General features: G+C 74.4%; 31 protein-coding genes. 22 read left to right on the forward strand and 9 right to left on the reverse strand.

Going from position 1 to position 26,188, the window contains the following annotated elements; translation table 11 throughout:
• The first annotated feature begins 60 nt into the window (after positions 1–60).
• On the forward strand, positions 61–579 hold the full coding sequence (locus ACFY0O_RS13445) for an MFS transporter (protein ID WP_388946546.1): 519 nt from the start codon (positions 61–63) through the stop codon (positions 577–579).
• On the opposite strand, the gene ACFY0O_RS13450 is transcribed toward ACFY0O_RS13445, so the two are convergent.
• Both ACFY0O_RS13450 and ACFY0O_RS13455 read right to left on the reverse strand, forming a co-directional pair.
• Positions 480–989, reverse strand: a complete 510-nt coding sequence (locus ACFY0O_RS13450; protein ID WP_388946549.1) for a hypothetical protein — start codon at positions 987–989, stop codon at positions 480–482. The genes ACFY0O_RS13445 and ACFY0O_RS13450 overlap by 100 nt on opposite strands.
• On the reverse strand, positions 986–2,059 hold the full coding sequence (locus ACFY0O_RS13455; protein ID WP_388946723.1) for a MerR family transcriptional regulator: 1,074 nt from the start codon (positions 2,057–2,059) through the stop codon (positions 986–988). The genes ACFY0O_RS13450 and ACFY0O_RS13455 overlap by 4 nt, the downstream gene beginning before the upstream one ends.
• Before the next feature lie 161 nt (positions 2,060–2,220).
• On the opposite strand from ACFY0O_RS13455, the gene ACFY0O_RS13460 reads away from it, so the two are divergent.
• Complete coding sequence (locus tag ACFY0O_RS13460) at positions 2,221–3,063, forward strand: alpha/beta fold hydrolase (protein WP_388946552.1); 843 nt, start codon at positions 2,221–2,223, stop codon at positions 3,061–3,063.
• A 9-nt stretch (positions 3,064–3,072) separates the two neighbouring features.
• Positions 3,073–3,615, forward strand: a complete 543-nt coding sequence (locus ACFY0O_RS13465; protein ID WP_388946555.1) for a GNAT family N-acetyltransferase — start codon at positions 3,073–3,075, stop codon at positions 3,613–3,615.
• Positions 3,616–3,631: 16 nt separating this feature from the next.
• Here the strand turns inward: ACFY0O_RS13465 and katG are convergent, their stop codons facing one another.
• Both katG and ACFY0O_RS13475 read right to left on the reverse strand, forming a co-directional pair.
• Positions 3,632–5,791 (reverse strand): catalase/peroxidase HPI, encoded by a 2,160-nt coding sequence (gene katG / locus ACFY0O_RS13470; protein WP_388946725.1) that lies wholly within the window; start codon positions 5,789–5,791, stop codon positions 3,632–3,634.
• Positions 5,792–6,077: 286 nt separating this feature from the next.
• Positions 6,078–6,896, reverse strand: a complete 819-nt coding sequence (locus ACFY0O_RS13475) for a DUF1206 domain-containing protein (RefSeq protein WP_388946557.1) — start codon at positions 6,894–6,896, stop codon at positions 6,078–6,080.
• Between the two features lie 185 nt (positions 6,897–7,081).
• Between ACFY0O_RS13475 and ACFY0O_RS13480 the strand changes: the two genes are divergently transcribed.
• The 4 genes from ACFY0O_RS13480 (at position 7,082) to ACFY0O_RS13495 (ending at position 9,593) form a co-directional block, all read left to right on the forward strand.
• Positions 7,082–7,294 carry a hypothetical protein gene (locus ACFY0O_RS13480; protein WP_358893949.1) on the forward strand — a complete coding sequence of 71 codons (213 nt, stop codon included), beginning with the start codon at positions 7,082–7,084 and terminating at the stop codon, positions 7,292–7,294.
• A gap of 220 nt (positions 7,295–7,514) precedes the next feature.
• The gene (locus tag ACFY0O_RS13485; protein ID WP_388946727.1) at positions 7,515–8,168 is read left to right on the forward strand and encodes a HemK2/MTQ2 family protein methyltransferase; all 654 of its coding nucleotides are present in this window, start codon (positions 7,515–7,517) and stop codon (positions 8,166–8,168) included.
• Positions 8,152–8,466: a CDGSH iron-sulfur domain-containing protein gene (locus tag ACFY0O_RS13490; RefSeq protein ID WP_388946560.1), complete on the forward strand. Its 315-nt coding sequence runs from the start codon at positions 8,152–8,154 to the stop codon at positions 8,464–8,466. Before ACFY0O_RS13485 ends, ACFY0O_RS13490 begins: the two co-directional genes overlap by 17 nt.
• Complete coding sequence (locus ACFY0O_RS13495) at positions 8,463–9,593, forward strand: iron-containing redox enzyme family protein (protein WP_388946563.1); 1,131 nt, start codon at positions 8,463–8,465, stop codon at positions 9,591–9,593. The genes ACFY0O_RS13490 and ACFY0O_RS13495 overlap by 4 nt, the downstream gene beginning before the upstream one ends.
• A gap of 10 nt (positions 9,594–9,603) precedes the next feature.
• On the opposite strand, the gene ACFY0O_RS13500 is transcribed toward ACFY0O_RS13495, so the two are convergent.
• Positions 9,604–10,272: a DUF4232 domain-containing protein gene (locus ACFY0O_RS13500; RefSeq protein ID WP_388946565.1), complete on the reverse strand. Its 669-nt coding sequence runs from the start codon at positions 10,270–10,272 to the stop codon at positions 9,604–9,606.
• Positions 10,273–10,566: 294 nt separating this feature from the next.
• Between ACFY0O_RS13500 and ACFY0O_RS13505 the strand changes: the two genes are divergently transcribed.
• The 5 genes from ACFY0O_RS13505 (at position 10,567) to ACFY0O_RS13525 (ending at position 13,537) form a co-directional block, all read left to right on the forward strand.
• Positions 10,567–11,094, forward strand: coding sequence for a DoxX family protein (locus ACFY0O_RS13505; RefSeq protein ID WP_388946568.1), 528 nt, complete (start codon positions 10,567–10,569; stop codon positions 11,092–11,094).
• A 130-nt stretch (positions 11,095–11,224) separates the two neighbouring features.
• Entirely contained in the window at positions 11,225–11,593 is a 369-nt protein-coding gene (locus ACFY0O_RS13510; RefSeq protein ID WP_388946571.1) for a hypothetical protein, read from the forward strand.
• 227 nt (positions 11,594–11,820) lie between these two features.
• Entirely contained in the window at positions 11,821–12,483 is a 663-nt protein-coding gene (locus tag ACFY0O_RS13515) for a lysophospholipid acyltransferase family protein (protein WP_388946729.1), read from the forward strand.
• 144 nt (positions 12,484–12,627) lie between these two features.
• Positions 12,628–13,002: a hypothetical protein gene (locus ACFY0O_RS13520; protein WP_358893956.1), complete on the forward strand. Its 375-nt coding sequence runs from the start codon at positions 12,628–12,630 to the stop codon at positions 13,000–13,002.
• A gap of 175 nt (positions 13,003–13,177) precedes the next feature.
• Complete coding sequence (locus ACFY0O_RS13525) at positions 13,178–13,537, forward strand: metalloregulator ArsR/SmtB family transcription factor (RefSeq protein ID WP_358894008.1); 360 nt, start codon at positions 13,178–13,180, stop codon at positions 13,535–13,537.
• 21 nt (positions 13,538–13,558) lie between these two features.
• On the opposite strand, the gene ACFY0O_RS13530 is transcribed toward ACFY0O_RS13525, so the two are convergent.
• Entirely contained in the window at positions 13,559–14,206 is a 648-nt protein-coding gene (locus tag ACFY0O_RS13530) for an NAD(P)-dependent oxidoreductase (protein ID WP_388946574.1), read from the reverse strand.
• 116 nt (positions 14,207–14,322) lie between these two features.
• Here ACFY0O_RS13530 and ACFY0O_RS13535 point away from each other — a divergent pair, with 116 nt between their 5' ends.
• From ACFY0O_RS13535 to ACFY0O_RS13545, 3 genes are all read left to right on the forward strand, one after another.
• On the forward strand, positions 14,323–15,111 hold the full coding sequence (locus tag ACFY0O_RS13535) for an SDR family NAD(P)-dependent oxidoreductase (protein WP_388946576.1): 789 nt from the start codon (positions 14,323–14,325) through the stop codon (positions 15,109–15,111).
• A gap of 103 nt (positions 15,112–15,214) precedes the next feature.
• Complete coding sequence (locus ACFY0O_RS13540; protein WP_388946579.1) at positions 15,215–15,826, forward strand: TetR/AcrR family transcriptional regulator; 612 nt, start codon at positions 15,215–15,217, stop codon at positions 15,824–15,826.
• Between the two features lie 86 nt (positions 15,827–15,912).
• The gene (locus tag ACFY0O_RS13545) at positions 15,913–16,134 is read left to right on the forward strand and encodes a hypothetical protein (RefSeq protein ID WP_388946582.1); all 222 of its coding nucleotides are present in this window, start codon (positions 15,913–15,915) and stop codon (positions 16,132–16,134) included.
• A 1-nt stretch (position 16,135) separates the two neighbouring features.
• On the opposite strand, the gene ACFY0O_RS13550 is transcribed toward ACFY0O_RS13545, so the two are convergent.
• Positions 16,136–16,771 (reverse strand): TetR/AcrR family transcriptional regulator, encoded by a 636-nt coding sequence (locus tag ACFY0O_RS13550; RefSeq protein ID WP_388946585.1) that lies wholly within the window; start codon positions 16,769–16,771, stop codon positions 16,136–16,138.
• A gap of 91 nt (positions 16,772–16,862) precedes the next feature.
• On the opposite strand from ACFY0O_RS13550, the gene ACFY0O_RS13555 reads away from it, so the two are divergent.
• Positions 16,863–18,389: an FAD-dependent monooxygenase gene (locus ACFY0O_RS13555; RefSeq protein WP_388946588.1), complete on the forward strand. Its 1,527-nt coding sequence runs from the start codon at positions 16,863–16,865 to the stop codon at positions 18,387–18,389.
• A 27-nt stretch (positions 18,390–18,416) separates the two neighbouring features.
• On the opposite strand, the gene ACFY0O_RS13560 is transcribed toward ACFY0O_RS13555, so the two are convergent.
• Entirely contained in the window at positions 18,417–19,253 is an 837-nt protein-coding gene (locus ACFY0O_RS13560; protein ID WP_388946591.1) for a M15 family metallopeptidase, read from the reverse strand.
• Between the two features lie 61 nt (positions 19,254–19,314).
• Positions 19,315–20,553, reverse strand: a complete 1,239-nt coding sequence (locus tag ACFY0O_RS13565) for a glycosyltransferase (RefSeq protein ID WP_388946732.1) — start codon at positions 20,551–20,553, stop codon at positions 19,315–19,317.
• A 186-nt stretch (positions 20,554–20,739) separates the two neighbouring features.
• Here ACFY0O_RS13565 and ACFY0O_RS13570 point away from each other — a divergent pair, with 186 nt between their 5' ends.
• The 6 genes from ACFY0O_RS13570 (at position 20,740) to ACFY0O_RS13595 (ending at position 26,187) form a co-directional block, all read left to right on the forward strand.
• Positions 20,740–21,417, forward strand: a complete 678-nt coding sequence (locus ACFY0O_RS13570; protein ID WP_388946594.1) for a macro domain-containing protein — start codon at positions 20,740–20,742, stop codon at positions 21,415–21,417.
• A 73-nt stretch (positions 21,418–21,490) separates the two neighbouring features.
• Entirely contained in the window at positions 21,491–23,122 is a 1,632-nt protein-coding gene (locus tag ACFY0O_RS13575) for an ADP-ribosyltransferase domain-containing protein (RefSeq protein WP_388946597.1), read from the forward strand.
• Positions 23,123–23,174: 52 nt separating this feature from the next.
• The gene (locus tag ACFY0O_RS13580) at positions 23,175–23,540 is read left to right on the forward strand and encodes a DUF4440 domain-containing protein (protein ID WP_388946600.1); all 366 of its coding nucleotides are present in this window, start codon (positions 23,175–23,177) and stop codon (positions 23,538–23,540) included.
• A gap of 70 nt (positions 23,541–23,610) precedes the next feature.
• On the forward strand, positions 23,611–24,375 hold the full coding sequence (locus tag ACFY0O_RS13585; RefSeq protein ID WP_388946603.1) for an alpha/beta fold hydrolase: 765 nt from the start codon (positions 23,611–23,613) through the stop codon (positions 24,373–24,375).
• Between the two features lie 128 nt (positions 24,376–24,503).
• Positions 24,504–25,574 carry a chitinase gene (locus ACFY0O_RS13590; protein WP_388946605.1) on the forward strand — a complete coding sequence of 357 codons (1,071 nt, stop codon included), beginning with the start codon at positions 24,504–24,506 and terminating at the stop codon, positions 25,572–25,574.
• Positions 25,575–25,653: 79 nt separating this feature from the next.
• Positions 25,654–26,187: a hypothetical protein gene (locus tag ACFY0O_RS13595; protein WP_388946606.1), complete on the forward strand. Its 534-nt coding sequence runs from the start codon at positions 25,654–25,656 to the stop codon at positions 26,185–26,187.
• Position 26,188: the final 1 nt, after the last annotated feature.

Raw genomic sequence — 26,188 nt, forward strand, 5'->3', positions numbered from 1 at the left:
CTGGCCGTCTACGCCGGACTGGCGCAGGTCTTCTTCTCCCTCGGCCCCGTCGTGGGCGCCGTGCGCTGGACGCTCGCCCTTCCGCCGCGCAGCTACCCCTGGCAGGTCCCGGGGACGGTCCTGGCCGGCATCGGGATGGGCATGCCGGTGCCGGCCCTGAGCGCCGAACTGATGCGCGCGGTACCACGGCGGGACCGGGCCGACGCGTCGGTCCTGCGCCAGACGCTCCGTCAGCTGGGCGGGGCGGTGGGGCTGGCGCTGGCGGGCGCGCTGGTCCTGGCCGCGAACGACGACACGGCCGACGCGGAGGGCATCGTCACCGCAACGGCCACCCCGGCGGCCTTCGTCACGGCAGCCGCCTTCCTGACCACCGCCCTCCTCTCCGCGACCCTCCTCCTGCCCCCCGGCCCCGCACCCGCCCCGGCCCGGCCGCAGCGGAGACCGCTCGCTAGGGACGGTGTCAGGGGCCTCGGCGGGGGTCAGGCGGACGTTCCGGGGGCCGAGGTGCGGGGGGTGCGGTCCCGGTGGGCGATGGCTTCGGCGACCTCTTCGACCGCGCGGCGGACCAGGTTTCCGTAGGGGTCGTCGGAGAGGCTCGGGGCGCGGGTCCGGGCGGCCTCGATATGGCGGGCGGCGGCTTCGAAGGAGCCGAGGCGGCGGTAGTCGTCGGCGAGGTTGAGGTGCAGGGAGGGGTAGAAGCCGGCGATGCGCAGGCCGGGGTGGTGCTGGCGGGCGCGCTGCCCGGTGACGGCGTCGGCCGCGTCCAGCGCGCGGACGTCCCAGGCGAGGGCTTCGGCGGGGTCCGCGTGGAGGTCCGCCAGGTGGTGGGCGAGGGAGCAGCGGTGCAGGGGGTCACCCGTGGTGCCGAGCCGGGTCCAGAGGTCCAGCAGGGTGCGCCGGGCGGGGGCCGGGTCGCCGGTCCGGGCCTGGGTGATGGCCCTGGCGATGGCTTCCATGGTCGCGTCGGGCGCGGTGGCTTTGGTGGTCATCTGGTGCGGGGCCTCTTCGTCGTGGGGCGGGAGTGGCGGACGGGCATGGCGAGCGTGGTGAGGTCGCCGCGGTCGGCGGAGCGGATCGTGACCGGCTGGTCGGGGCCCCGCAGGTCGAGCATCAGCTCGGGGCCGATCGCCGTGCTCACGGCGGGGTGGAGCGTGGTCAGGTCGAAGTGGATCAGGAGGGGAGTACCCGTTGTCGTGGCGGGGAGAGCGGTGCCGGGCTGCCCGCCCTCCGCCGGGCGGACGTGCACCGCCCGGTCGGCGACGCGGAGCGTGACGCGCTCGCCCGGCTGCTCCTCCAGGGCGCGCAGGAACGGTTCCTTGGAGACCGTCGCGCGGCCGGTGACCGCTCCCAGCGAGGCGAGCGCCTGCCGGTGGTCGGGGAACTCCTCGGACAGCAGCCGGGCGTAGTGGTCCTCGCGGCCGCCCGTCCGGAACCAGACCCCGTGCGGCGCCGCTTCGAGGCGGACCAGTGCGCTGCGGCGGATGCCGGAGGCCGCCGCCCGCAGATCGTCGCCGCTCAGCGTGCCGGCCCAGGCCCGCCCCGGCGGCGTGGCCGGCACGAGGGTGCGGGTGGACAACCGGAACCGGTCGGTCGCGGTCAGGGTGAGCGACCCGGGGCCCGCTTCGAGGCGCAGGCCGCCGAGCACCGGCAGCCGCGTTTCGCGGGCGGTGGCGGTCAGCACCTGCTCGACCGCGTCGGCCAGCACGGGGCCCTTCAGCGCCCCGATCGGCAGCCCCGGCCCGCCGCCCAGCGAGGACACGACGGCCGTGGCCTTCCGCAGGGCCGCCGACGCGTCCCCGACGACCTTGGCCACATGCGCGTCGACCAGCCGGTACGCCTCCTCAGCCGACGCGGCCAGGACCGCCTCGACCCCCGCGAGGGGCATGGCGATCTCACGGAGCCGCCGCAGCGCGGTCGCCCGCGCCAGCTGGTCGGCGCCGTAGAAGCGGTAGCCCGACACGGGGTCGACCTCGGCGGGCGGCAGCAGTCCGGAGTCGGCGTAGAAGCGCAGCGCGCTGGAGGTCAGGCCGCAGCGCCGGGCGAAGAGGCCGATGGGCATCAGTTCGGTAGGGGACACCTCGTCATCATGGGGTTTCGACCAACCTGAAGGTCAACGTCAGCCCACGGCTGCGGCCGTCACGCCCGCCACCATGCCGACCAGACGCACCCCGGCCGGGGCCCCCTCGGTGGTCCCGGCAGGCCCATGGGAAGATGGCGCGCATGTCCGCGACCCCCGCGTCCGAGCAGGTCCGAGCCGCCCTGCGGGTCTCGGGGCGGCGCCTGTCCTACCTGGACTCCGGCGCCCCCGGCCCCCTCCTCCTCGCACTGCACGGGCATTTCGCCGAGGCCCGCACCTTCACCCCCCTGGCCCGGCGACTGGCCCCCCACTGGCGGGTGGTGGCCCTGGACCAACGCGGCCACGGTCGTTCCGACCGGCCGCCGGACTTCTCCCGCGAGGGCTACGTCGAGGACGCGGCGGCCCTGTTGCGCCACCTCGGCGGCCCCGGCCCGGCGGTCGTCCTCGGCCATTCCCTGGGCGGGGTCAACGCCTACCACCTTGCCTTCCGCCACCCCCGGCTGGTCCGCGCCCTGATCGTCGAGGACATCGGCGCGGAAGTCGACGGGGACCTGTCGTTCTGCCTCACCTGGCCGCACCGCGCCCCCACGCGGGCGGCGCTGCTGGAAGCCCTCGGCGGCTCGGCCCCCCACCTGACGGACGCGGTCCGCGAGTACGCGGACGGCTGGGGCCTCGCCTTCCGTCCCCAGGACATGGCGGCCTCGCAGCGCGGGCTCAACGGTGACCACTGGCGGGCCTGGCTCGGCAGCGACTGCCCGGCCCTGCTGCTCCGCGGCACCCGCAGCGCCGTCCTGTCGGCGGGCCACGCCCGGGCCATGGCGGCCGCCCGCCCGCGCACACGGCTCGTCGAACTCCCCACCGGACACACCGTCCACGCCACCGACCCCGAGCGGTTCGCCGCCGCCGTCCGGACCTTCCTCACCTTCCTCGACGGGCTGCCCCCGCAGACGCATAATCGTTTGCCCCCGGCCGGACCCGCCCGATAGGAAGCTCACATGCTGACGGGCGACAAGGTCGGGCTCAGGGCCCGCTTCGACGAGGACATCCCGGTCCTGCGGACCGAGCTCTACGACGACGTGGTCAACTCCTCGCGGTCCGAGGCCGGGCCGTGGCGGCCGATGACCCCCGGAACGCAGGACCCCAGGCTCGTCGTCGACGAGAACCAGGAGCGCAGCGTCTCGTTCTCCGTGGTGGAACTCGAGGGCGGCACGCTCATCGGCTCCGCCACGCTGTGGGGCATCGACAACCACAACCGCAACGCCCACATCGGACTCGGGCTGTTCCCGGCCGCCCGCGGCCAGGGCTACGGCACGGACGTGGTGGCGGTCCTGTGCCACTACGGGTTCACCGTCCGCGGCTTCCAGCGGCTGCAGATCGAAACCCTCGCGGACAACGCCGCCATGCTGCGCTCCGCCGAGCGCAACGGCTTCGTCCGCGAGGGCGTACTGCGCGACTCGGCCTGGGTGATGGGCCGGTTCCTGGACGAGGTGCTGCTCGGACTCCTCGTCCAGGACTGGAGGCGGGACCCGGGGCGCTGACACGCCCCCCGGCGGCTCAGGCCAGGTCGAACCGGTCGAGGGTCATGACCTTGTCCCACGCGGCCACGAAGTCCCGTACGAACTTCTCCCGCGCGTCCTCACTCGCGTACACCTCCGCCAGTGCCCGCAGCTGGGAGTTGGAGCCGAAGACGAGGTCCACGGCGGTGGCGGTCCACCTGACCTCCCCCGTGGACCGGTCCCGTCCCTCGTACTCGCCCTCCACCTCGGCGGACGCCCTCCACTCCGTCCCCATGTCCAGCAGGTTGACGAAGAAGTCGGGGGTCAGCGTCCCGGGCCGGTCCGTGAGGACGCCGTGCCGGGACCGCCGGAAGTTGGCGTCCAGGGCGCGCATGCCGCCCAGCAGCACCGTCATCTCCGGAGCCGTCAGCGTCAGCATCGAGGCCCGGTCCAGCAGCAGGGTCTCGGCCGCCGGCTTCTCCCCGGGCCGGAGGTAGTTGCGGAACCCGTCCGCGCTCGGCTCCAGCACCGCGAACGACTCCACGTCCGTCTGTTCCTGTGAGGCGTCCGTGCGCCCGGGCGCGAACGGCACCTTCACGTCGTGCCCGGCGTCCCGCGCCGCCTTCTCGACGGCCGCGCACCCGCCCAGGACGATCAGGTCGGCGAGCGAGATCCTGGTACGGCCGGAGCGCGAGCCGTTGAACTCCTCCCGGACCCGCTCCAGGGCCTCCAGCACCCGCGCCAGCTCCGGGGTGTCGTTCACCTCCCAGCCCCGCTGCGGAGCGAGCCGGATCCGTGCCCCGTTGGCTCCGCCGCGCTTGTCCGTGCCGCGGAAGCTCGCCGCCGACGCCCAGGCCGCGGCGACCAGCTCGGAGACGGACGGCCCGGACGCGAGGATCGTCTCCTTGAGCCCGGCGACCTCCTCGTCCGTGACCAGGTCGTGGTCGACCTCCGGGACCGGGTCCTGCCACAGCTGCGGCTCCGGGACCCAGGGGCCGAGGTAGCGCGTGACCGGTCCCATGTCACGGTGCAGCAGCTTGTACCAGGCCCGGGCGAACGCGTCGGCCAGCTCGTCGGGGTTCTCCCGGAAGCGGCGCGAGATCGGCTCGTACACCGGATCCAGCTTGAGCGCGAGGTCGGTCGTGAGCATCATCGGGGCGTGCCGCTTCGCCGGGTCGTGGGCGTCGGGCACGGTGCCCTCCGCGGACGCGTCCTTCGGCTTCCACTGGTGCGCCCCGGCCGGGCTGGACGTCAGCTCCCAGTCGTATCCGAACAGGTTGTCCAGGTAGCCGTTGTCCCACCGCGTCGGCTGGGTCGTCCACGCGCCCTCAAGGCCGCTGGTGAGGGTGTTCACGCCGCTGCCGGTACCGAAGGTGTTGTGCCAGCCGAGGCCCTGCTGCTCCAGCGGCGCCGCCTCGGGCTCCGGACCGATGTATTCGGCGGGGACCGCGCCGTGGCATTTTCCGAACGTGTGGCCGCCGACGATCAGCGCGACCGTTTCCTCGTCGTTCATCGCCATTCGGCCGAACGTCTCACGGATGTCCCGGGCCGCGGCCAGCGGATCCGGGTTTCCGTTGGGCCCTTCCGGATTCACGTAGATCAGGCCCATCTGCACCGCGCCGAAAGGCCCCGTGAGCTGTCTTTCACCGCTGTAGCGCTCGTCTCCGAGCCAGGTGTCCTCCGGCCCCCAGAAAATCTCCTCGGGCTCCCAGATGTCCTCCCGGCCGAAGCCGAATCCGAACGTCTTGAAGCCCATCGATTCCAGGGCGCAGTTACCCGTGAACACGAGAAGGTCCGCCCAGGAGATCTTCCGTCCGTACTTCCTCTTGACCGGCCACAGGAGCCGCCGGGCCTTGTCGAGGCTCGCATTGTCCGGCCAGCTGTTCAAAGGGGCGAACCGCTGGGCGCCGGAGCCGCCGCCGCCCCGCCCGTCGGCGATCCGGTACGTGCCCGCCGCGTGCCAGCTCATCCGGATGAACAGCGGACCGTAGTGTCCGTAGTCGGCGGGCCACCACTCCTGGGAGGTGGTCATCACCTCGAACACGTCCCTTTTCAGCGCGTCGACGTCGAGGGTCGCGAACTCCGCCGCGTAATCGAAGTCCTCGTCCATAGGACTGGCCAGGGGGGAATTCTGGTGGAGGACCTGGAGGTCCAGCTGATCCGGCCACCAGTCCCGGTTCGTGCGGGGAGGCGTCGCCGTGGGGGAGGGGGAGGGGATTACCGGGTTCTCGCTCTCGCTACCGGACACGTCCGTCCTTCTTTCCTGTCGCTGTCGCTGTCGCGTGTTCCAGCCGTATCGGCGTCCGTAATGGTCGCGCACCGCGGGCCGCGGAGCCGCGAGAACACGCATGGCATGACGGCGCACCACGGCCCGGTTTCCCCATACCGCTCAAAGAGCATTCGCGGACGGCGCGGCGCGGGGCGGAAATCCCATTCCCGTGGAAAAGGCCGGGACGCCCTCGCGCACCGGCCCCTCCGGCACCGCGCCTTCCGGCGCCGCGCCCTCACAGCCGGGGCCGGACGGCCATCGCCCAGGAGAACACCCCGAACAGCAGCAGCCCCGCCGCGACGGCGACCAGCAGCCAGGGGCCCGCCGGGGTCTGCGCGAACGAGCGGAGGGTGTCGTCCACCCCCTTGGCCTTGCCCGGGTCGTACGCGACGGCGGCGTGGACGAGGAACGCGCCGGCCGCCGTGAACACGGCTCCGCGCGCCACGCCGCCCACCACGCCGAGCACGTCCACGGCCCGCCGGGCACCCCGGGGGAGGCGGCTCATGTCCATCTGGTCACGGAAGGAGAGCCGGGCCGCGCCCACGACGATGACGATCCCTCCGACCGCGACCCCCAGCCCCGCCAGCCCCACGAGCCACGGCCCGGCCGGGATCCCCAGCACCCGGGCCGTGACGTCCCGGGACTGCTCGTCGCCCGACTGCCCACCGCCCTGCCCCGCGGCGAACGCCAGCGTGGAGAACGCCGTCACCATGTAGAAGCAGGCCCGGGCAGCCGCCGCCACCCGTTTCGCCGGCCCCCGCCCGCCCGGTCCGGCGGAACCGAAGACGGCCTCCGAGAGCCGCCAGAGCGCCATCGCCACCAGACCGGCCCCGACGGCCCACACCAGTACCCGCCCGAACGGGTGGCCGGCCAGCTCGGCGAGCGCCCCCGAGCGGTCGGCCGCCTTCGCGGGACTTCCGAACGCGATCCGCAGGGCCAGTACGCCCACCAGCACGTACAGCACCCCGCGTGTGACCAGCCCGCACCGGGCGGCCACCGCCACCGCCTCGCGCGTCTCACGTGCCCCGGCCCCACCCGTCGACGGCCCAGTCATGCTCCACCCCTTTCCTGGAGGTGCCCCCCCAGACCGCCCCTGCCCGCTGCCGTGCGCGCCATGCGCCGGGCCGGCGGCGTCCGGTGCACCCGGCAGGGGCCCGGCGCCACCCACCGTTTCACCCCCGGCGCCCCGGGTAACCGCGCGGTCACGGACCACGACGCCCCGACGAGGAGGCAACATCCATGGCCGGCATAGGCGGTTGCATCACCCTGTTCGTGGTGGGGGCCATCCTCACCTTCGCGAGCGACTGGCAGATGAAGGGCGTCAACCTCGACGTGGTGGGCCTGATCATGATGGCGGGCGGGCTGCTGGGGCTCGGCGTCTACAGCAGTGTCCTGCGCCGCCGCCGCGCCGCCGCCCTCCCGGTGGTCGACGAGACCCGGGAACGGCCCTGAACCGCCGCCGCCGTCGTCGTCCCGCACCCCCGTGCGACGGGCGTACCGGCCGGCGGGCGGGAAGTGCTCCGGCGAGGTGCAAAGCGGGCCATCGGGGGTAGGCGCGGCCCATGATCGGCCCACTTCGCCGCCCGACCCCCGGGGCTCCCGCCCCTGTGGTGGCCGGCCGCTGACCAGGAGACCCGCCGTGTCCAGTACCGCACTGACCTACCTCGACCCGATGCCGCGCCTGATCGCCCTGCCGGGCGTCTACCGGCCGCAGGCGGATACCCTGCTGCTGGCCGACGCCCTCGCGCGGGAGCCACTGGGCCCCGGCGCGCGGGTCGTGGAGATCGGCACCGGTACCGGGGCGCTCGCCCTGCGCGCGGCGGCCCGCGGCGCCCACGTCACCGCCGTCGACGTGGCGTGGCCCGCCGTCCTGGCCGCCCGCCTCAACGGCTGGCGCCAGCGCCTGAGACTGCGCGTCCTGCACGGCGACTTCGCCGACCGGACCCGCGGCCGCCGCTACGACCTGGTCCTGGCCAACCCGCCCTACGTCCCCGGCCCCGACTCCCGGCTGCCCACCAGCGGGGCCCGGCGCGCCTGGGAGGCCGGCCCGGAAGGCCGCGCCGTCATCGACCGCATCTGTACGGCCGCCCCCACACTGCTGCGTCCCGGCGGTGTCCTCCTGATGGTCCACTCGGGGATGTGCGGGGCGCAGAAGACCCTGGCCCTGCTGGCCGACCAGGGCCTGTCCGCCCGTGTCACCGAACGCGCCCGCATCCCCTGGGGGCCGGTGCTGCGCTCCCGCGCGGCGTGGCTGCGGCAGGAGGGGCTGGCCGGAGAGGGCGAGGAGCTGGAGGAACTGGTGGTGGTCCGTGCCCAGTACGCCTGAACCCCAGTACACCCGCCCGCCCGCGGCGGCCGGTCAGGGCCCCCGCCCACGGCGGGTCCGCGTCGAGCGCGGCGGCCCGGTCCTGGTCGAGGGGCCGGTCGAGATCACCCTGGACGACGGGACCACCGTCCGGTCGGACCGGTTCACGGTCGCCGTGTGCACCTGCCGGCGCAGCCGTACCTACCCCTGGTGCGACACCAGCCACCGGCCCCGCGAACGGGCCGCCCCCGCGTGCGGGCGGAGCGCGGAGCCGTGCGCGGCCGACGGCCGCGGACCCGAGGACGGGAGCGACCGATGACCGCACCCGCGCGCACCCCCGCCCGGACCGGCACGGCGCAGCCGGCCGCGTCCGGCCCCGCGCTGGTCGAGGGCCGGGGCCCGCTGTCCCGCGCCGTGGTGGCCGTCCTGCGCGGCGGCCCCCCCGCGGCCGCCGACGCCGCAGCCGTCCCCGGGAGCGACGGGGCCGACCGGAACGACCGGGCCGACTGGATCGACCTGGCCGCCCTGGCCGACCGGATCGACGGCACCGACCCGTGGGGGGAGGACCTCCACCTCGCCCTCTACCTGCTCTACGAACTGCACTACCGCGGCTTCGCCGGCGTGGACGACGCCCTCGAATGGGATCCGGCCCTGCTGGGCCTGCGCCGGGCCCTGGAGGACCGTTTCCTCGACGCCCTGCGGGCCGCGACGGCCGACGCCCCGGCCACGGTGGAGGAAGCCTTCGGTCCCCTCCTCGTCGAGCCCGTGGACCCCGGCGCGAGCCTCAGCCACCGCCTGGAGACCGAGGGGGAGCTCTGGCAGCTGCGCGAGTACGCGGCCCTGCGCTCCCTCTACCACCTGAAGGAGGCCGACCCGCACGCCTGGGTGATCCCGCGGCTGTACGGCAGGGCCAAGGCGGCCATGGTCGCCATCGAGTACGACGAGTTCGGCGCGGGCCACCCCGACCGCGTCCACGCCCGCCTCTTCGCCGACCTCATGGCCGACCTGGGCCTCGACACCACGTACGGCCACTACCTCGACCGGGCCCCCGCGCCCCTGCTCGCCACCGTCAACCTGATGTCCCTCCTGGGCCTGCACCGCGCCCTGCGCGGGGCCCTGGTCGGACACTTCGCGTGCGTGGAGGTCACCTCCTCGCCCGGCTCCCGCCGTCTGGCCCGGGCCATGCGCCGGTGCGGCGCGGGCCCGGCGGCCGAGCACTTCTACGCCGAACACGTGGAGGCCGACGCCGTGCACGAGCAGGTCGTACGCCACGAGGTCATCGGCGGCCTGCTCACCGACGAGCCGCAGCTGGAGCCCGACGTCGCCTTCGGCTGCGCGGCGACCCTCCTGCTGGAGGAGCGGCTCGCCGCGCACATCCGTGCCGCGTGGGACCAGGGGCGCTCGGCCCTGCGCCCCCCGACCGGCCCGGCGCCCGGTGCCGGCTGAGCGGGTCCCGTCACTTCACGGGGACGGCGTCCTTCGCCGCGGTGTGCCAGTTGGTGACGACCGGCCGGTCGACCGTGATGGTGCCGACCGGCAGCGAGGCCGGGTTGGGGTCGCTGTCGCCGACGGCGACGATGATGCTGTCCAGTTCCTTGCCGCCGTTTTCCTTGGTGGTCTTCGGGTTCACCCCGGCGTAGGCGGCGGTGCCGCCGCTCAGCTGGATCTGCCGGCCGGCGGCCTGCTCGGCGGGGCCGGCCTGCGTGCCGTCGGAGCCGAACGCCACCGTCGGCAGCGCGGCCGGGAGGTAGCAGGTGATCCCGGGCTTCGCCTTCGCCGTGATCAGGATGTACCCACCGCCCTGGCTCTCGGACTTGGCGCTCCAGGCGATGTCGTCGGCGCCGCAGGCCTGTCCGACCGGCTTGCGGCCGCCGGCGCCCGTGTCGGCGCCGCTGCCGGTCGCGCCCGCGGCCGTCCCCTTGCCCGTCGCGTCGCCGGCCTTGCCGCCGCCCGGCGTGCCGGCGGGCGTCGCCGCGCCGGACGGGGCGCCGGCCGGTGCGGCGGAGGAGCCCTGCGCGGCGCCGGTGCCCCCGGCCGCGTCGGAGTCCTGGCACGCCGTCAGCAGCAGGGCGCCGCCGACGAGGACTGCGGAGACGAGGAAGGCGTGGCGGCGGTTGCCGGACATGAGGAGCCCCTTGGAGATCGGTTTCGAGGCCGAGGCGGGTACGGCCGGTCGGCGCTTTCTTGATCACTATGGGGGAGTCACGGGCCGGGGACCGCCCGCGTGTTCGTCCCCGTACGCCGCTGTCACGAACCGGTGACATGACCACGTGTTTCCGGCCGGGCGGGACACCGCGTGGCTCGATCCGCCACCGGGGCTCGCCCGTTCGGCGGACGTATCCCTGGGTGCGGGGGCGCGGGCGCCCGGATGGGATACGGATGTTCCCGCTGCCCGCCCCCATCGCCCCAGGGAGACCCGATGAGCCGCATCAACCGGCGAGACCTCGCACTGCTGGCGCTCCGCGCCGGAACCGGAGCCGTCCTCATGGCGCACGGCACGCAGAAGCTGTTCGGCTGGTTCGGGGGAGGCGGTCTGGACAAGACCGCGGCCGCGATGGAGCACATGGGCTTCACCCCCGGCCGGCAGAGCGCCCTGGCCGCGGGACTCGGCGAGACGGGAGGCGGCGCCCTGCTCGTCCTGGGCCTGGCCACCCCGGCGGCGGGCGCGGCGGCGGCGGGCGCCATGGCTGGCGCCGTGTCCGTCCACGCCCCGGCGGGGTTCTTCGCCCAGGCCGGGGGATTCGAGTACCCGGCCTTCCTCGGATTCACCGCGGCCGCCATCGGGCTGGCCGGCGCGGGCCGCTACTCCCTGGACCACGCCACCGGCCACACCTTCGACCAGCGGTGGATGCTCTGGCTGGCGTTCGCCGGGAGCGCGGCCGCGGCGGCCGCGGTCGTCGCCAAACGGGCCCGGGGACAGCGGGACGACGACGGCGGATCCGCCTGACCGGCCCGGGCGGCGCCGCAGGTCTGGCGTGATCCTGTCGGGCCGGAAACCGGCTGTCCCGGTGTGCGGCCGGCGCGTAGGAATGGGCTGCCGTATCCCGTTGGCCGCTTTCGCCTCCCAGGAGCCCACCATGACCCGTTCGCGCACCACCGCCATGGCCCTCGCCGGCGCCGCCGCGATGTTCGCCCTCTCCACCGCGCCGGCCCAGGCGGCCCCCGGCGACGTGACGACCACCTGCGCGAACACCGCCACCCCGGCGGGCTACGTCGACGTCAGCTGGGGCTACAGCGCGAGCTGCGGTACCCAGAACTTCTCGCCGAACATCAAGCAGATCAAGCAGCTCACGGGCCTGCCCGTAGGCACGGTCGTCCAGGCCTGCGGCTCCACCTACTACCCGGCCGGCTGGGTCCAGACCAGCTCGTACTACTCCAGCTCCTGCGTGGCCTTCCCGAACTCGGGCTTCAACAACAACGCCTGGACCCTCAAGCGCGTCTCCTGACCCGCCCCCGCACGGGAGGGGCAGGCCGAAGACGCGCCGCAAAAGTCCGCGCGGCCGTCGTGGACCGGGAGTTCGACCCGGCTGAGCGGCCGGAAGCGCGTGCCCGGGGGAGTGGGGGCTTCCCTGGGTACTCCGGCGGGCGGGGGTGAGTAGGAGGGCTCAGGCGGTGCGGGGGTGGTGTCGGGCACCCTGGGGCGGTCGTCGCCGGCCTCGTGAACGGGAACACCATGCTCAGCCGCCTCGCCCACCTCGTGGTTCCCGCCCTGGCGCGGATCCGCGTCACCACCGCGTCCGACGCCCGGTTCCCGGCCGGCAGCGTCATCGTCGCCAACCACACCTCGCTCGCCGACCCGGCCGTGGTCCTCGCCGCCCTGCACCGCTGCGGCGTCGAGCCCGTCGTCCTGGCCGCCGCCGGGCTCTGGCGGGCCCCGGTCCTCGCGCGGCTGCTCGTCCGCGAGGGGCACATCCCGGTCCACCGGGGGGACCGGCGGGCCGCCGAAGCCCTGGACCACGCCGCGTCGGCCCTGGCGGCGGGCCGCTCGGTGCTGCTGTACGCCGAAGGGGGCATCCCCTCCCGCCGCGACGCCGCCGAAGCCGCGCCACTGCCCTTCCGCAGCGGGCTCGCCCGGCTCGTCGAGCGCACCGGGGCGGCCGTCGTCCCGGTGGGCCAGGCCGGGGCCCGCCGCGTCAGCTCCGGGGGCGCCGCCAAGCAGCTGGCCGGCGTCGTCACCGCGCCGCTGCGGCGGCCGCGGCTGCACGTCCACGTCGGGCCGCCGCTGGAGCTGACCGGTGACGTGGCCGCCCGGACGCTCCAGGCGCACGCCGCCGTCACCGACGCCTGGCGCACCGCGGCGGCCCGGCTGCGCGAGCCGGCCGCGGAGGCCGGGTGACGGGGCGGCGGGGAGTGGGCCGCGGAGCGGGGGCCGGATTGCGCCAATTCCGCGGATCCGGCCGTAAGGAGCCGCGCGATCGGTAGCGTCCCGATACGGAACACCCGTGCCGCGCCCGGCACAAGACACCGACGGAGGACAGCCATGGCGAATGTGGAAGTGTCGCTCAAGGAAGCGATGACCTCGATCGAGGGGGCCCTGGGGGTGGCGCTGGTCGACTACGCCAGCGGGATGGCCCTCGGCACGCTCGGCGGTGGCAAGGACCTGGACCTGATGGTGGCGGCCGCCGGGAACACCGATGTCATCCGGGCCAAGCTGCGGACCATGGAGATGCTCGGCATCCAGGACGAGATCGAGGACCTGCTCATCACCCTCGGCAGCCAGTACCACCTGATCCGGATCCGCCGCGGTCGGGCCGGCGGCGGTCTGTTCCTCTACCTGGTTCTGGACCGCGGCAGGTCGAACCTGGCCATGGCCCGGCACCAGCTGGCCCGGATCGAGTCCGATCTGGAGGTCTAGCCGCCGTGTCCGTCGGGCCCACGCATGCCCATGAGTTGAAGAAGTCTTCAACTCGGAACATGTGAAACCGGTCAACATCGGTTCCGCGTGGGCCGACCGGACGCGACGATGGTGGGAGGGCGTGGTCCCCGCCCGGGACGGACCCCGTTCGAGGAGGAACAGGAGCGTGGTGGGCATGCAGGTCCCGCTGTACCAGGCCAAGGCCGAGTTCTTCCGGATGCTCGGCCACCCGGTCCGCATCCGCGTGCTGGAGCTCCTCCAGGACGGCCCGATGCCCGTACGGGACCTGCTCGCCGAGATCGACGTCGAGGCCTCCAACCTCTCGCAGCAGCTCGGCGTCCTGCGCCGCTCGGGCATCGTCGTCTCCACGCGTGAGGGATCGACCGTCACCTACGCCCTCGCCGGCGGCGACGTAGCCGAACTCCTGCGCGCCGCGCGCCGGATCCTCACGGAGATGCTGGTCGGCCGCAACGCCCTGATCGCCGAGCTCAACGACCCCGAACAGGCCCCGGCCCCCGCTCCCGCCCGTACGTAGCCCCCTCCGCCGCCGGCCGGGTCAGCCGTCGGCGAGCGTCACCCGGCGGCGGAAGACCACCGGGTCACCGAGACGGGCGACGATCCAGGCCGCCACCGTGGCCCGGTTCGCGGTACCCGCCCGTGGCAGCGGAGCGTCGTAGCCGACCCGGGGTTCCGCCGAGGGCGGCCCGTCCTTCAGCAGGGGTACGCGCACCACGGTCCACGGCACCGGGGAGCCGGCCAGCAGCTCCTCCATCCGGGCCAGGTCCCGGTGGATCTCCCGGTACACCCGGTCCACCACCAGGCGCGTCACCACCCGCTGGGCCCACGGCAGATGGCCGCTCTCCAGGCCCGCCGAGGACATCGCCAGCACATGCCCCACCCCCTGGGCGGCGCAGGCGGCGACCACCTCCCGCGCGCCGGCGGAGAAGACGGTGGTGGGCCCCCGGCCGCCGCCCGTGCCGAGCGCCGAGACGAGCACGTCGTGCCCTTCGAACGCGCCGCGCAGGCTCCCGGGTTCCCGGACGTCGGCCGTCACCGCCCGCACCGCCCCGTGGGCGAACACGGGCAGCCGGCTCGGGTCGCGCACGACGGCCGTCACCGTGTGGCCCGCCGCCAGGGCGCCCTCGGCGACCAGCCGTCCGGTTCGCCCCGCCGCACCCACAACGGCGACCTTCATCGCTTCCATCCCGCTCCTCCTCGGTCCGTCGTGCTTCGCCTGTGGCAATTCAGTCAGACAGGCGGTATGACTGAAACTGAAGCCAAGTGAACCACACCGCACGGCACGAAGGAGAGAGGGTCGCCATGGAATCCCACCGCACCGCCCCCCACCCCGCCCGCTACCCCGACCTGGCCGGCCGGGTCGTCGTGATCACCGGCGGCAGCCGCGGCATCGGCGCGGAGACCGCCCGCGCCTTCGCCCGTCAGGGTGCCGCCGTGGCCGTCCTCGGCCGGGACGCGGCGGCCCTCGCCGCCGTGGCCGACGAGCTGCGCTCCCTGGGCGCCGAGGCCCGCGCCGTCACCGCCGACTGCACCGACGCCGCCGCGCTCGCCCGCGCGGCGGCCGCGATCGAGGACGCCCTGGGCCCGGCGGACGTCCTGGCGGCGTTCGCGGGCGGCGACGGCGCTCCGGTGCCCACCGTCCGGGAGACCGCGGAGCACTGGCGTTCGGTGGTGGACGCCAACCTCACGGCCACCTTCCTGACCGTCTCCGCCTTCCTGCCACGGCTGGTCGGGCGCGGCACCGGCTCGGTGGTCACCATGGCCTCGACGGCCGGCCGGCTGCCCGGCGGCGCCTCGGCCGCGTACGCCGCCGCCAAGGCGGGGGTGCTGATGTTCACCCGCCACCTCGCCCTGGAGGTCGCGGGCAGCGGCATCCGGGTCAACGCGCTGGCACCCGGCGCCGTCCGGACCGAGCGGACGGCCGCCCGCATGCCGGTGGACGTCCAGCGGACCGTCGCGGCCGCCCACCCCCTCGGCCGCCTCGGCGAACCGGCGGACATCGCCTCGGCCACGCTCTTCCTGGCCTCCTCCGCCTCCTCCTGGATCACCGGCCAGACCCTCGACGTCAGCGGCGGCCGCGTCATGCTCTGATCCCGCCGTCGGCGATACTGCCTGTTCACACAGGGCCCGCCGGCCGACCGCCCCTCCGGGAACGCCGAGCCGCCGGCGGGCGGACGAAGTGGAGGCGAGTGCGATGAGCCCCCGGGCCTACCGGATGGGACAGCGGCAGGCGGACGTGGAGGAGACGCGGGCGCGGATCGTGGCCGCCGCCCGAGGCCAGCTCGGCGAGACCGGCGCCCTCTCGCTGGACGCGGTGGCCCGCCGGGCGGACGTCGCGCGGGCCACCGTGTACTACCAGTTCGGCAACAAGACCGGCCTGCTGGAGGCGGTCTGTGACGCCCTGGCCGCCGAGGGCGGGATGGACCGGCTGGCCGAGGTGTTCACCCTCGCCGACCCGTGGGCGGCGGTGGACCGGTTCGTCGCGGTCCTCGGCGGGTTCTGGGCGGTGGACCGGGTGTGCACGCGGCGGCTGCGCGCGCTCGCCGCCCTGGACGAGGAGGTGGGCCGGGTGATCGCCGACCGGGACGCCCGCCGCCGCCAGGGCGCCGGAGTGCTCACCGCCCGCCTCACCGGGGTCCCCGAGGACGCGGCCGCCGTCCTCACCGTCCTCACCTCCTTCGAGACCTTCGACGCCCTCGCCGCCGAATCCGGCCCCGGCGCGGACCTGCGCACCGCCACGGCGGGGGTGACCCGCCTGGTCAGAGCCGCCCTCGGCGCCCCTCCGGGCCCCTCGGCGAAGGGCTGAGGCGCCGCCCGGCGCGGAGGCCGGCGCGGGGCCTGATGGAGCAACCTCGGCTGCGGACCGGCCGGGGCGGTGGTGGCATCGGTGGGATGAAGGACCCCTTCGCCTGCGAGGAACCGTCCCTGCTGGCGCGCACCGGCTCCGCGGACCGGGCCGCGGCCCGCCGCGCCGTCGCCGCCCGCGCCACCGACAGTGAGGACCTGCGGACCCTGCTCGACATGCTGGGCCTGGCCCCGTCCGACGACCCGCCCCTCGGGCGAGACCGCCGCAGGGCGCCCCCGTCGCGTCCGACCGGCCGCGCGGCCGGGTGAGTCAGGCCGGGAGGGCCGCGGCCAGGCCTGAGCCGAGGAGGCGGAAGGCCTGGTCGGCGGCGGCGACGGCCTCCGGGTAGACCTCGTCGGCGGGGCGGCCGGCCTGGACCTGCTCGCTGTTGCGGTCGGCGAGGACCCGCAGGGTGGTGACGACCTGCGCCGCGGCGAGCCGCGCGGTCAGCTCGTCCGCCCCGGACTCCTCCAGCGCCCGCGCCAGGGCGTCGATGCTGCGCCCCGCGTAGCGCATCAGCCGCTCGCTGAGGCTCGCCGTCGTGCTGAGCAGTCGGGCGAAGGCCACGGCCTCCGGGTCGGAGGTGAGCCCGGTGACCGGGTCGCGGCGCGCCAGGGCGTCGAGTTCGTGCGCGTGCAGGGCGTCGAGCGGGGCCGTGCCGGCCGGGCGGCCGCGGACCACGCGGGCCGACTCGTCCTCGTGGTCGGCGAACACGTGCAGGACCAGATCCTCCTTGGTCGGGAAGTACGTGAACAGCGTGCGCTTGGAAACCTCGGCCGCCTCGGCGATCTCCACGATCGACACCTCGTCGAACCCGCGGGTCAGGAACAGGTGCAGGGCCGCTTCGAAGATCGTCTGCCGGGTCTTCTGCTTCTTGCGCTCGCGCAGTCCGAGGGGCTCAGTCATGCGCACACGATAAAGCAGAAAGGGGTACCCAGGAGAAAGTTGCACCTGGTATAGTTCTCTACCAAGTGAAGGAAGCGTCCTGGGAGGCTCCATGAACACGCAGGTCACCGGTGTCATCGTCGTAGGGGCCGGCGGCGCCGGGCTCACGCTCGCCACCGAGCTCGCCCTCGCGGGCGTCCCCGCGGTCGTGCTGGACCGGATGCCCGGCCGCAACCTCCAGTCCCGCGCCGGGGCGGTCCAGCCCCGGACCGCGGAGCTGCTCGCGCTGCGCGGCCTGCTGGACGACGCCCTCGGGCGGTCCATCGACTACCGGCTGGTCGGCGGCCACTTCGCCGGACTTCCCGTCCCGCTGGACTACGCGGCGTGGGACACCCGCTACCCGCACCCCGTCCTGCTCCCGCAGGACCAGCTCGAAGCGGTCCTCGAGGACCGCCTCGCCGAGCTCGGCGGCCGGGTCCTCAGGCGGCACGAGCTGACCGGACTGCGCCAGGACGCCGACGGGGTCACGGTCACGGTGGCCACGCCCGACGGCGAGCGCTCCCTCCGGGGCCGCTTCCTCGTCGCCTGCGACGGCGCCCACAGCAGCGTGCGCAAGATCGTCGGGGCCGCGTTCCCCGGCCAGGCCGCCACCGTCCGCATGGCCACCGCCGATCTGGTGCTCACCGGCGAGATCGACGAAAGCACCACCGGACACATCAGCTCGCGGATCCACACCTCACCCGACGGCCACTTCGCCATGGTCACGCCCCTGGCCAACGGGCTCCACAAGCTCATCTTCAGCGGGCCGCGGACCGCGCTGGCCGAGCGCGACGCCCCCGTGACCGCCGAGGAGGTCCGCGAGGTGCTGCGCGCCACCCACGGCGGGTCCCTCGACGTGGCCGAGATCCGCTACTCCTCCCGGTTCAGCGACGCGAGCCGGCAGCTGGAGCAGTACCGCCACGGCCGGGTGTTCTTCGCCGGGGACTCCGCCCACATCCACTCCCCGGCCGGTGGCCAGGGGCTCAATCTGGGCGTCCAGGACGCGTTCAACCTGGGCTGGAAGCTCGCCGCGGTCCTGCGCGGCGAGGCGGCCGAGGAACTGCTGGACACCTACCAGACCGAGCGGCACCCGGTCGCGGCCCGGGTGCTCGCCCTCACCCGGGCCCAGGGCGTCGTCATGGGCCCGCAGCGCGAGGGCGGGCTGGGCGAGCTGCGCGACGTGCTCACCGACCTGCTCCGCGTGCCCGAGGCCAACCGCTACATGGCCGGCGTGATGGCCGGACTCGACCTCCGTCTCCCCTCTCCCGACGCCGCCGAACACCCGCTGCTGGGCCTGCGCATGCCCGACCTCGACCTCACCACGGACGAGGGCGAACAGGTCCGCTTCAGCGACCTGACGCGCGGCGGCCGCGGCGTCCTGCTGGAGCTGTCCGACACCGCGCTCGACGCCGCGGCCCCCTGGAAGGACCGGATCGTCCGGGTGCGGGCCCGGGCGGAGAAGGGCGGCATCGACGCCGAGGCGGTACTCGTCCGCCCCGATGGATACGTCTGCTGGGCCGGCGGCGCCGGTCTCGCCGACACGCTCACCCGCTGGTTCGGCCCGGCCGGGGCGATAGGCCCTTCGGGGGAGTCCGCGTGAGGACGCGGTTCGCGGCGGGCCCGCCCGTCAGGGGCGGTGCCCGGAGACCGACCGGCGCGCGACGGGGAAGTCGAAGTAGCTGTCGGGGAACGGCTCGGGCTTGTACGTGAAGTGCCACCACTCCTCGGGCAGGTTGACGAATCCCTGGGCGGCCAGCGCCGTCCGCAGCAGCAGGCGGTGCGCGCGCTGGGTCCCCTGGACGCGCGGATCGTCGGTGTGCGACAGCGTGTCGAAGCAGTCGAACCCCGTCCCCATGTCCACCGAGTTGTCGGGATACCGCTCCGCCTGGGGCGCGTAGCAGGGGACGGACTCCTGCCCCGGCGGCGGCGGGGGCGCGGGGAGCGCCGGAAGCGCCACGATCGTGAGGTCCATGGTGCTGCCGCGGCTGTGCCCGGACTTCTCCGCGATGTAGCCGTCCTCGAACAGGCGGGACTTGTCGACCCGCGGATAGAACTCCGCCTTCATCCGCTCGTCCGCGAGGTCCTTGGCCCACCGCACGAAGTGGTCGACGGCGCGCTGGGGCCGGTAGCAGTCGTACACCTTGAGCGAGTACCCCTGGCGCAGGAGCCGCGCCTGGGCCCGGTGCAGGGCCTCGGCCGCCGGCCGCGTCAGGATGCAGACCGGCTGCCGGTAGCCGTCGATGCGCTCGCCGACGAAGTTGTGCGCCGACGGGTAGCGCATCTCCTGGATGATCGTGGGGTCGACGGAGTCCAGCGCGACGAACTCCTGCGGGGCTTTGGGCTCCGGACCCGGGGCGACGGCACCGGCACCGGTCGCCGCGGTCGCCGCGGTCGCCGTCGTCACCGCGAAGAGGGTCGTGGCCGCCACGGCGAGGGCGAGCCGTGTCATGGTCGAGGTGCTCATCGGGTTCTCCTTGGGGCTGGGCCGCTACACGAAGGACAGGAAACCGCTGTAGCGGTCGAGGTCAGTACCGTGCCGCCACCCGTTCGAGCGCGGCGGCGACCCGGGCCACACCGTCCTCCGCCGCGAGCCGTCGGGCGATGTCCCGGGCGCGCTCCCCGTAGGAGGGATCGGTGACGGCCTGCCGGAGCGCGGAGCCGAGGGTGGCGGAGTCGAGCCGGCGCAGGGGCACGACCCCTGGGGCGGTGCCCAGTGCCACCAGGCGCGCCGCCCAGAAGTGGGCGTCGAACTGCACGGGGACGGGGACGGAGGGGACGCCCGCGCGCAGGGCCGCGCCGGTCGTGCCGGCTCCCGCGTGGTGGACGACGGCCGCCATGCGCGGGAAGAGCAGGGAGTGCGGGACCTCGCCGATGGTGATCAAGTCGTCCCGGCCCGCGGCCGACAGCCCCGCCCAGCCCCGCTGGATCACGCCGCGCAGGCCGGCCGCGCGCAGGGCGCCGACGACCCGGGCACTGACCCGCAGGGGGTCGGGGGTGGTGGCGCTCCCCAGGCCCACGTACACCGGGGCGGGACCCGAGTCGAGGAAGTCCACGAGTTCCGGAGGGAGTTCGCCGGTGGTTTCGTGCGGCCACCAGTAGCCGGCGACCTCCAGGCCGGGGCGCCAGTCGCGGGGCCTGGGCACCACCACTTCGCTGAAGCCGTGCCAGACGGGCCAGCCCTGCCGCTCGCGCGCGCGGCGGGCCGAGGGCAGCCGGGGCACGCGGAGGCCGTGCTCGGCGGCCAGCGTCCGCGCCGCCCGGGTGAAGACGTGGTCGACGGCCGCGGTGACGGCGTCACCGCCGAGCCGGTTGCCCAGCGGGCCCAGGGAGCGGGTGCCGAGCATCGGTGGCGGGAACGCGCGGGTTCCGTGCAGGGGTTGCAGGAAGAGGCCCATGCTGGGCCGGGACAGCCCCTGCGCGACGGCGTGGGCGAGCGGGGCGACCGTTCCGCCGGCCAGCACGACGTCCGCCCCGCGCGCCTCGCGCACCATCGCGGGGGTCATCGAGGGCGCGATCCTCCTCGCCAGCGCCACGGCGCGCAGCAGTTTCACCGCCCCGGTCCGGCTGCGGTGCAGCCCCCGCCCGCGCGCCGAGTGCAACTCGGCCTCCGGGTCGCCGGGAACGGCCCGGAAGCGCACTCCCGACCCGGCCACGAGCGGTTCGAAAAGGCCGTGGCTCAGCAGGGTGACCTCGTGTCCGGCCCGGACCAGTCCGGCTCCCAGACCCGTGTACGGTGCGACGTCCCCGCGCGACCCGGCCGTCATGATGGCGATCCTCACGCCCCCAGTGTGGCGGCCGCCGCCCGCCCGGCCCGTGCGGCATCACGCGGCCTTCACGGAATCCTCCGAACTGTGACGGCAGGTCATCGCCGCCTTCCCGCAGCCGCGTTGTCAGTGGCCGCCGTTAGCGTCGGAGGTATTGGAAGGGCCGTTTCCCGACAGGAGTGGACGATGACCGACAACCGTGTGCAGCCCGTGCTCAGGGTGGTACTGACCGACGTCAACGAGCGAGTGGTCCAGGCATGGCGGACGGCGTTCGCGGACACCCCCGGGATCGAGATCCGCCGGGGCTCGATCCTCGACGAGGACGTCGACGCCTGGGTCACCCCGACCAACTCCCGGGGCCGGATGGACGGCGGGGTCGACGCGGCCATCAGGCGGCACCTCGGAGCCGGCATCCAGCTGCGCGTGCAGCGGGCGATCCGGGACCGGTTCGCCGGGACGCTGCCCGTCGGCAGCGCGGTCTGCGTCCCGTCGGGGGCGGGCGTCCCCCGGTACCTGATATCGACGCCGACGATGGTGGAGTCCTCGCAGAACGTGAGGGACACGCTGAACGTGGCCCTGGCCTGCGCCGCCGCCTTCCAGGCCGTGCACCGGCAGAACCGGCTGGCGCCGGGCAGCATCCGGTCGGTGGCGCTGGTCGGGATGGGCGCGCAGACCGGCCGGGTCCCCGCCCGCGTCTGCGCCAACCTGATGTGGACCGGCTACACCCTCTTCCACGACCACTGGTTCCAGGACGACGACGAGCTGCGCGCCACGATCACCGCCCAGCTGGACGGGATCGAGGACGCGCCGGCCGCCGAGCGGGTGCGGATCGTGCCACCGAAAGGGCATTCCTTTCGCCGCTGACGGCGCCCACCCCGCCGGCGGGCACGCCGGCCCCCCGCACCCCACCAGCACGACGCCCGGGAGCCCTTCCCCCATGAGCAACGACACCGCCACCCCGCCCCAGCCCGACGCGGGCGACCCGCTGCGGCTGACCGAACTCTTCAAGGGCGGCGGTGAGCCCTGGCTCCCGCTGCTGAAGCCCGTCATCGAGGCGCAGCCGGACGCCGCCCGGTTCATCGGCCAGGGCCGCAGCCCGGAGGTCGTCCCGGTCCGCGAGCTGACCTTCCAGGCCCTCAAGCCCCACCCGCCGCACAAGTGGAAGGTCGTCGTCTTCGGCCAGAACCCCTATCCGCGGCCGGAGAGCGCCACCGGTATCGCCATGTTCGACAACACCTTCAACGACTGGAAGGACAGCCAGTTCGGCCGGGTCGTCAGCATCCGCTGCATCATCAAGGCGGCCGCGATGTGGAAGTACGGCATCGTCAAGAAGACCCCGATCGCCGACGTCCGCGCCCTGCTCAAGGAGCGGGACACGGTCCAGCCGCCGGAGTGGTTCCAGGCGATGCTCACCCAGGGCGTCCTCCTGCTGAACGCCGCGCTCACCGCCAGCGCCGACGGCGCGATGGGAGCCGACCGGCACACCGCCTTCTGGCGGCCCGTCGCCGAACGGATCGTCGAGGAGATCCTCAAGGCCAAGCAGGACGCCGACGAGGAGGACCGCAGTGTCGTCTTCGCCTGGTGGGGGGCGCACGCCCGCAGCCTGAAGAAGGTCGTCCTGCGCCTGCAGGAGAAGTACCCCGACGTCGAGGTCCGGCACATCGACCACGCCAACCCCGCGGCCCAGGGCGACATCTTCTGCGAGGGGGACCACTTCGCCACGGTGAACGACGCCCTCGCGTCCCTGGGCGCCGAGCCGGTCGACTGGCTGCCGAGCACCGGCTGGAACCAGGACGCCGCGGGCACCGCGTCCGAGGGCGCGGACGGCGACGTCGCGGCCCGCATGGGGGCCTTCATCGCCTCGACGATGGAACTGCACCAGCTGTACCTGGAGCGGCTCACCAGCGTCAAGGACGAGGGGCTGGTCCTCCCGGCGATCACCGGTGTGTTCGACACCCCGGCGGCGGACTTCCGGACGGCCCTCGCACCGGTCGCCGACGTGCTGCCGGGTCTCGGCAGGCACATCGACCGTTCCCACGAGTTCGGCAAGCGGCGGGCGGACGCGGCGGGCGGCGCGGGCCGCCCGTCCGCCGACGCGATCGCCGCGCTCTACCTCTACACCTGCGAGTCCGCCTTCTACCGGGAGATCAACGCCGTTCTGCGCTCCCCTGACCGCACCAGGCTGACGCCCTATCTCCCCTACCTCCGGCTGCTGTTCTCCGCGGTCTCGGAACTGCCCGCCCACACCCGGCCGCTGTGGCGCGGCGTGTCGCTGGACCTGCGCGCCCAGTACCCGGTCGGGGGGACGGTGACCTGGTGGGGCGTCTCCTCGTGCACCTCGGAGCTGAGCGTGGCCCGTTCCTTCCTGGGCAGCCGCGGCAAGCGGACCCTCTTCGAGGTGGCCCCCGCCCGCGCGGTGGGGATCCGCAGCTTCTCCGCCTTCACCGGCGAGGAGGAGTACATCCTCGCCCCCGGGACCCAGCTCAAGGTGACCGAGGTGAAGACCGAGCGCGGCGGGCTGTGCACGGTCAGGCTGACCGAGGCGGAGGCCGGCCCCCTCGTCTCCTGACCCCGCGGAAACCCGCTGTGCCCCGCGCGGAGGCGGCCCGTAGGGTTCCCGTATGACGGACGAGAACGAACGGGCCGTGCAGGCGGCCGTCGACGCGGAGCTGCGGCTGCTCGACCCCGGCGTACGGATGTCCCCGGACCGGGTCCTTGAGCTCCTGGACCCGGAGTTCAACGAGATCGGGGCCTCCGGACGACGCTGGGACGCCGAGACGATCCTCGCGGTGACGAGCGGCGGCTCGGTGACCCCGGAGTCCCCGGTGGAGGTCAGCGCCATGTCCGGGACCGTGCTGGCTCCGGGCGTCGTCCACCTGACCTACCTGTCCGACCAGCAGGGCCGCCGGGCCTGGCGCAGTTCGGTGTGGCGGCTGACGGAGACGGGCTGGCGGATGTACTTCCACCAGGGCACCCCGGCGGCCTGAGCCCCGGGAAGCCCGCCCGTCCCGGTCCGGGCGGCGGTCGAATGTCAGTGCGACCTCTTAACATCCCCGCATGCGCGGATACTTCACGGCGGACGAGCGGCGGCTGTCGTACCTGGACTTCGGCGGCCCGGGGGAGCCCCTCGTGGCGCTGCACGGGCACTACAACGAGGCCTCGGCCTTCGCCCCGCTCGCGCGGGCGCTGGCGCCACGGTGGCGGGTGGTCGCGCTCGACCAGCGCGGGCACGGAGAGTCCGACCCCGCCCCCCGCTACGGGCGGGACGACTACACGGCCGACCTCCTCGCCTTCCACCGGCATCTGGGGACCGGCCCGGTACCGGTCCTCGGCCACTCCCTGGGCGGGGTCAACGCCTACCAGTTCGCCGGCCGGCACCCCGACAGGGTCGCCAGACTGATCGTCGAGGACATCGGCGCGGTCGTGGACTGCGACTGGTCGTTCACCACGCGCCTTCCGGTCACCGCCCCGACGCGCCGGGCCCTGGCCGAGGCGCTGGGCGCGGCCGCGCCCTACCTGGAGTGCTCGTTCCGGCAACGGGAGCGGGACTGGGGCTTCTCGTTCCGCACGGAGGACACCGTGGCCTCCCAGAAGGCCCTGAACGGCGACCACTGGGCGGACTGGACGGCCGTGGCCTGCCCCACCCTCCTGGTCCGGGGCACGCGCAGCGACGAGCTGACGGCCGGCCACGCCCGGGACATGACCGCCCGCCGGGGCGGCCGGGTCCGCCTGGTGGAGCTGGCCGCCGGCCACGTCGTGCACCACGACGCGGCCGAGCCGTTCGCGGCCGAGGTCGCCGCCTTCCTGGCGGAGCCCGCCTGACCGCCCTGCCGACACCCTTGACAGATGGTCTGGACCAACTCACCGTGGAGCGCGTCACCCTCCCGGTCACTCCGGCCTGCCCGCCTGCCCGCCCACCCCGGCGGGGCGGGCGCGAAGGGAGCACACCCATGCCCCGTCGGACCATCCGCCTCCTCGGACTCGGACTCGCCCTCGCCGCGACCCTGCTGAGCCCGTTGCCGGCCGCGGCGGCCGCCCCGTCGCCCCCCGGCCCGCTCGCACCCGACACCTGCGCCCTCCGGCCGAAGCCCTCCGGCAAGGTCCTCCAGGGCTACTGGGAGAACTGGGACGGCGCCGCCAACGGCGTCCACCCGCCCCTCGGCTGGATCCCCCTCACCGACGCCCGCATCCGGAGCCACGGCTACAACGTGGTCAACGCGGCCTTCCCCGTGATCCGTTCGGACGGCACCGTCCTGTGGGAGGACGGGATGGACAGCACGGTCAAGGTCCCGACCCCCGCCGAGATGTGCCAGGCCAAACAGGACGGCCTCACCGTGCTGATGTCCATCGGCGGCGCCGCGGCCGGCATCGACCTCGGCTCCACCGCCGTCGCCGACCGGTTCGTGGAGACGATCGTCCCCCTCCTCAAGAAGTACAACTTCGACGGGATCGACATCGACATCGAGACCGGTCTCGTCGGGTCGGGGAGCATCACACAGCTCTCCCCGTCCCAGGCGAACCTGATCCGCATCATCGACGGCGTCCTCGCCCGGATGCCGGAGGGCTTCGGCCTCACGATGGCCCCCGAGACCGCCTACGTCACCGGCGGCAGCGTGGCGTACGGCTCCATCTGGGGCGCCTACCTGCCCGTCGTCAAGAAGTACGCGGACAACGGCCGCCTGTGGTGGCTGAACATGCAGTACTACAACGGCAGCATGTACGGCTGCCGCGGGGACTCCTACGAGGCGGGCACCGTCGCGGGCTTCAAGGCGCAGACGGACTGCCTCGACCGCGGGCTGGTCGTCCAGAACACAACGGTCCGGGTGCCCTACGACAAGCAGGTACCCGGACTTCCCGCCCAACCGGGCGCCGGCGGCGGCTACATGGCCCCCGCCCTCGTCTCCCAGGCGTGGAACTCCTACGGGGGCCGGCTCAAGGGCCTGATGACCTGGTCCCTCAACTGGGACGGCTCCCGCGGCTGGACGTTCGGCGACAACGTCAGGACCCTCCAGGGCCGCTGAACCGCCTTCCCGGTCCCGCGCCGGTCCGCCGGTGCGGGATCATGAGGGCTGGAACACCGGCCGGACAGGGAGGGACGCCTTGGCGGAGGGGGAGCACACGCCGCAGACCGCGACCGTCGCGGGGCTGCTCGCGGCGGCTGCCGAGGGGCAGGGCGGGGCGTTGTGGCGGCTGCGGGGGGCCGGGCGGCAGCTCGACGCCAACCTCGTGCGGCATCTGCCCGGGACCGGGGGGGCGCCCTCCACCGAGAACGCCGTCGACGTCGTGATGGTCGTCGTGGCGGGCACGGGCGTCCTGACCCTGGACGGTGAGCAGTCCCACCTCTCCCCGGGATTCCTGGGGCTGCTGCCGCGCGGCGCCGTCCGGGCGCTGCTGGCCGGCCCCCAGGGGCTGGTCGTGCTCACCGTCCACCGCAGGCGCCGGGGGATGAGCATCGCGCCAGCCGCCACGGCCCTCCCTGCCGAGCCCCCCGTGGCCGCCCTCGCCGAGCCGCCCCCGACGTGCGCCCTCCACCTCGTCTGCGCCCACTGCCACCGGCACGCGATCGAGGTCGACGCCCGCTTCTGCTCCGGTTGCGGCACCCCGCTGACCGGCGGGCCGGCCGGAGGCGGATGAC

Origin of the sequence: Streptomyces sp. NPDC001594, assembly GCF_042893675.1 — a bacterium.
Classification (GTDB): Bacteria; Actinomycetota; Actinomycetes; order Streptomycetales; family Streptomycetaceae; genus Streptomyces.

Coding starts and splice junctions, on each gene's coding strand:
- ACFY0O_RS13500 (WP_388946565.1), bottom strand. CDS start 10,272: ATGTCCGGCAACCGCCGCCACGCCTTCCTCGTCTCCGCAGTCCTCGTC.
- ACFY0O_RS13555 (WP_388946588.1), top strand. CDS start 16,863: ATGAACACGCAGGTCACCGGTGTCATCGTCGTAGGGGCCGGCGGCGCC.
- ACFY0O_RS13580 (WP_388946600.1), top strand. CDS start 23,175: ATGACGGACGAGAACGAACGGGCCGTGCAGGCGGCCGTCGACGCGGAG.
- ACFY0O_RS13540 (WP_388946579.1), top strand. CDS start 15,215: ATGAGCCCCCGGGCCTACCGGATGGGACAGCGGCAGGCGGACGTGGAG.
- ACFY0O_RS13590 (WP_388946605.1), top strand. CDS start 24,504: ATGCCCCGTCGGACCATCCGCCTCCTCGGACTCGGACTCGCCCTCGCC.
- ACFY0O_RS13535 (WP_388946576.1), top strand. CDS start 14,323: ATGGAATCCCACCGCACCGCCCCCCACCCCGCCCGCTACCCCGACCTG.
- ACFY0O_RS13465 (WP_388946555.1), top strand. CDS start 3,073: ATGCTGACGGGCGACAAGGTCGGGCTCAGGGCCCGCTTCGACGAGGAC.
- ACFY0O_RS13560 (WP_388946591.1), bottom strand. CDS start 19,253: ATGAGCACCTCGACCATGACACGGCTCGCCCTCGCCGTGGCGGCCACG.
- ACFY0O_RS13520 (WP_358893956.1), top strand. CDS start 12,628: ATGGCGAATGTGGAAGTGTCGCTCAAGGAAGCGATGACCTCGATCGAG.
- ACFY0O_RS13450 (WP_388946549.1), bottom strand. CDS start 989: ATGACCACCAAAGCCACCGCGCCCGACGCGACCATGGAAGCCATCGCC.
- ACFY0O_RS13485 (WP_388946727.1), top strand. CDS start 7,515: ATGCCGCGCCTGATCGCCCTGCCGGGCGTCTACCGGCCGCAGGCGGAT.
- ACFY0O_RS13455 (WP_388946723.1), bottom strand. CDS start 2,059: ATGCCCATCGGCCTCTTCGCCCGGCGCTGCGGCCTGACCTCCAGCGCG.
- ACFY0O_RS13570 (WP_388946594.1), top strand. CDS start 20,740: ATGACCGACAACCGTGTGCAGCCCGTGCTCAGGGTGGTACTGACCGAC.
- ACFY0O_RS13575 (WP_388946597.1), top strand. CDS start 21,491: ATGAGCAACGACACCGCCACCCCGCCCCAGCCCGACGCGGGCGACCCG.
- ACFY0O_RS13480 (WP_358893949.1), top strand. CDS start 7,082: ATGGCCGGCATAGGCGGTTGCATCACCCTGTTCGTGGTGGGGGCCATC.
- ACFY0O_RS13505 (WP_388946568.1), top strand. CDS start 10,567: ATGAGCCGCATCAACCGGCGAGACCTCGCACTGCTGGCGCTCCGCGCC.
- ACFY0O_RS13525 (WP_358894008.1), top strand. CDS start 13,178: ATGCAGGTCCCGCTGTACCAGGCCAAGGCCGAGTTCTTCCGGATGCTC.
- ACFY0O_RS13515 (WP_388946729.1), top strand. CDS start 11,821: ATGCTCAGCCGCCTCGCCCACCTCGTGGTTCCCGCCCTGGCGCGGATC.
- ACFY0O_RS13545 (WP_388946582.1), top strand. CDS start 15,913: ATGAAGGACCCCTTCGCCTGCGAGGAACCGTCCCTGCTGGCGCGCACC.
- ACFY0O_RS13475 (WP_388946557.1), bottom strand. CDS start 6,896: ATGACTGGGCCGTCGACGGGTGGGGCCGGGGCACGTGAGACGCGCGAG.
- ACFY0O_RS13550 (WP_388946585.1), bottom strand. CDS start 16,771: ATGACTGAGCCCCTCGGACTGCGCGAGCGCAAGAAGCAGAAGACCCGG.
- ACFY0O_RS13460 (WP_388946552.1), top strand. CDS start 2,221: ATGTCCGCGACCCCCGCGTCCGAGCAGGTCCGAGCCGCCCTGCGGGTC.
- ACFY0O_RS13510 (WP_388946571.1), top strand. CDS start 11,225: ATGACCCGTTCGCGCACCACCGCCATGGCCCTCGCCGGCGCCGCCGCG.
- ACFY0O_RS13495 (WP_388946563.1), top strand. CDS start 8,463: ATGACCGCACCCGCGCGCACCCCCGCCCGGACCGGCACGGCGCAGCCG.
- ACFY0O_RS13530 (WP_388946574.1), bottom strand. CDS start 14,206: ATGGAAGCGATGAAGGTCGCCGTTGTGGGTGCGGCGGGGCGAACCGGA.
- ACFY0O_RS13565 (WP_388946732.1), bottom strand. CDS start 20,553: ATGACGGCCGGGTCGCGCGGGGACGTCGCACCGTACACGGGTCTGGGA.
- ACFY0O_RS13585 (WP_388946603.1), top strand. CDS start 23,611: ATGCGCGGATACTTCACGGCGGACGAGCGGCGGCTGTCGTACCTGGAC.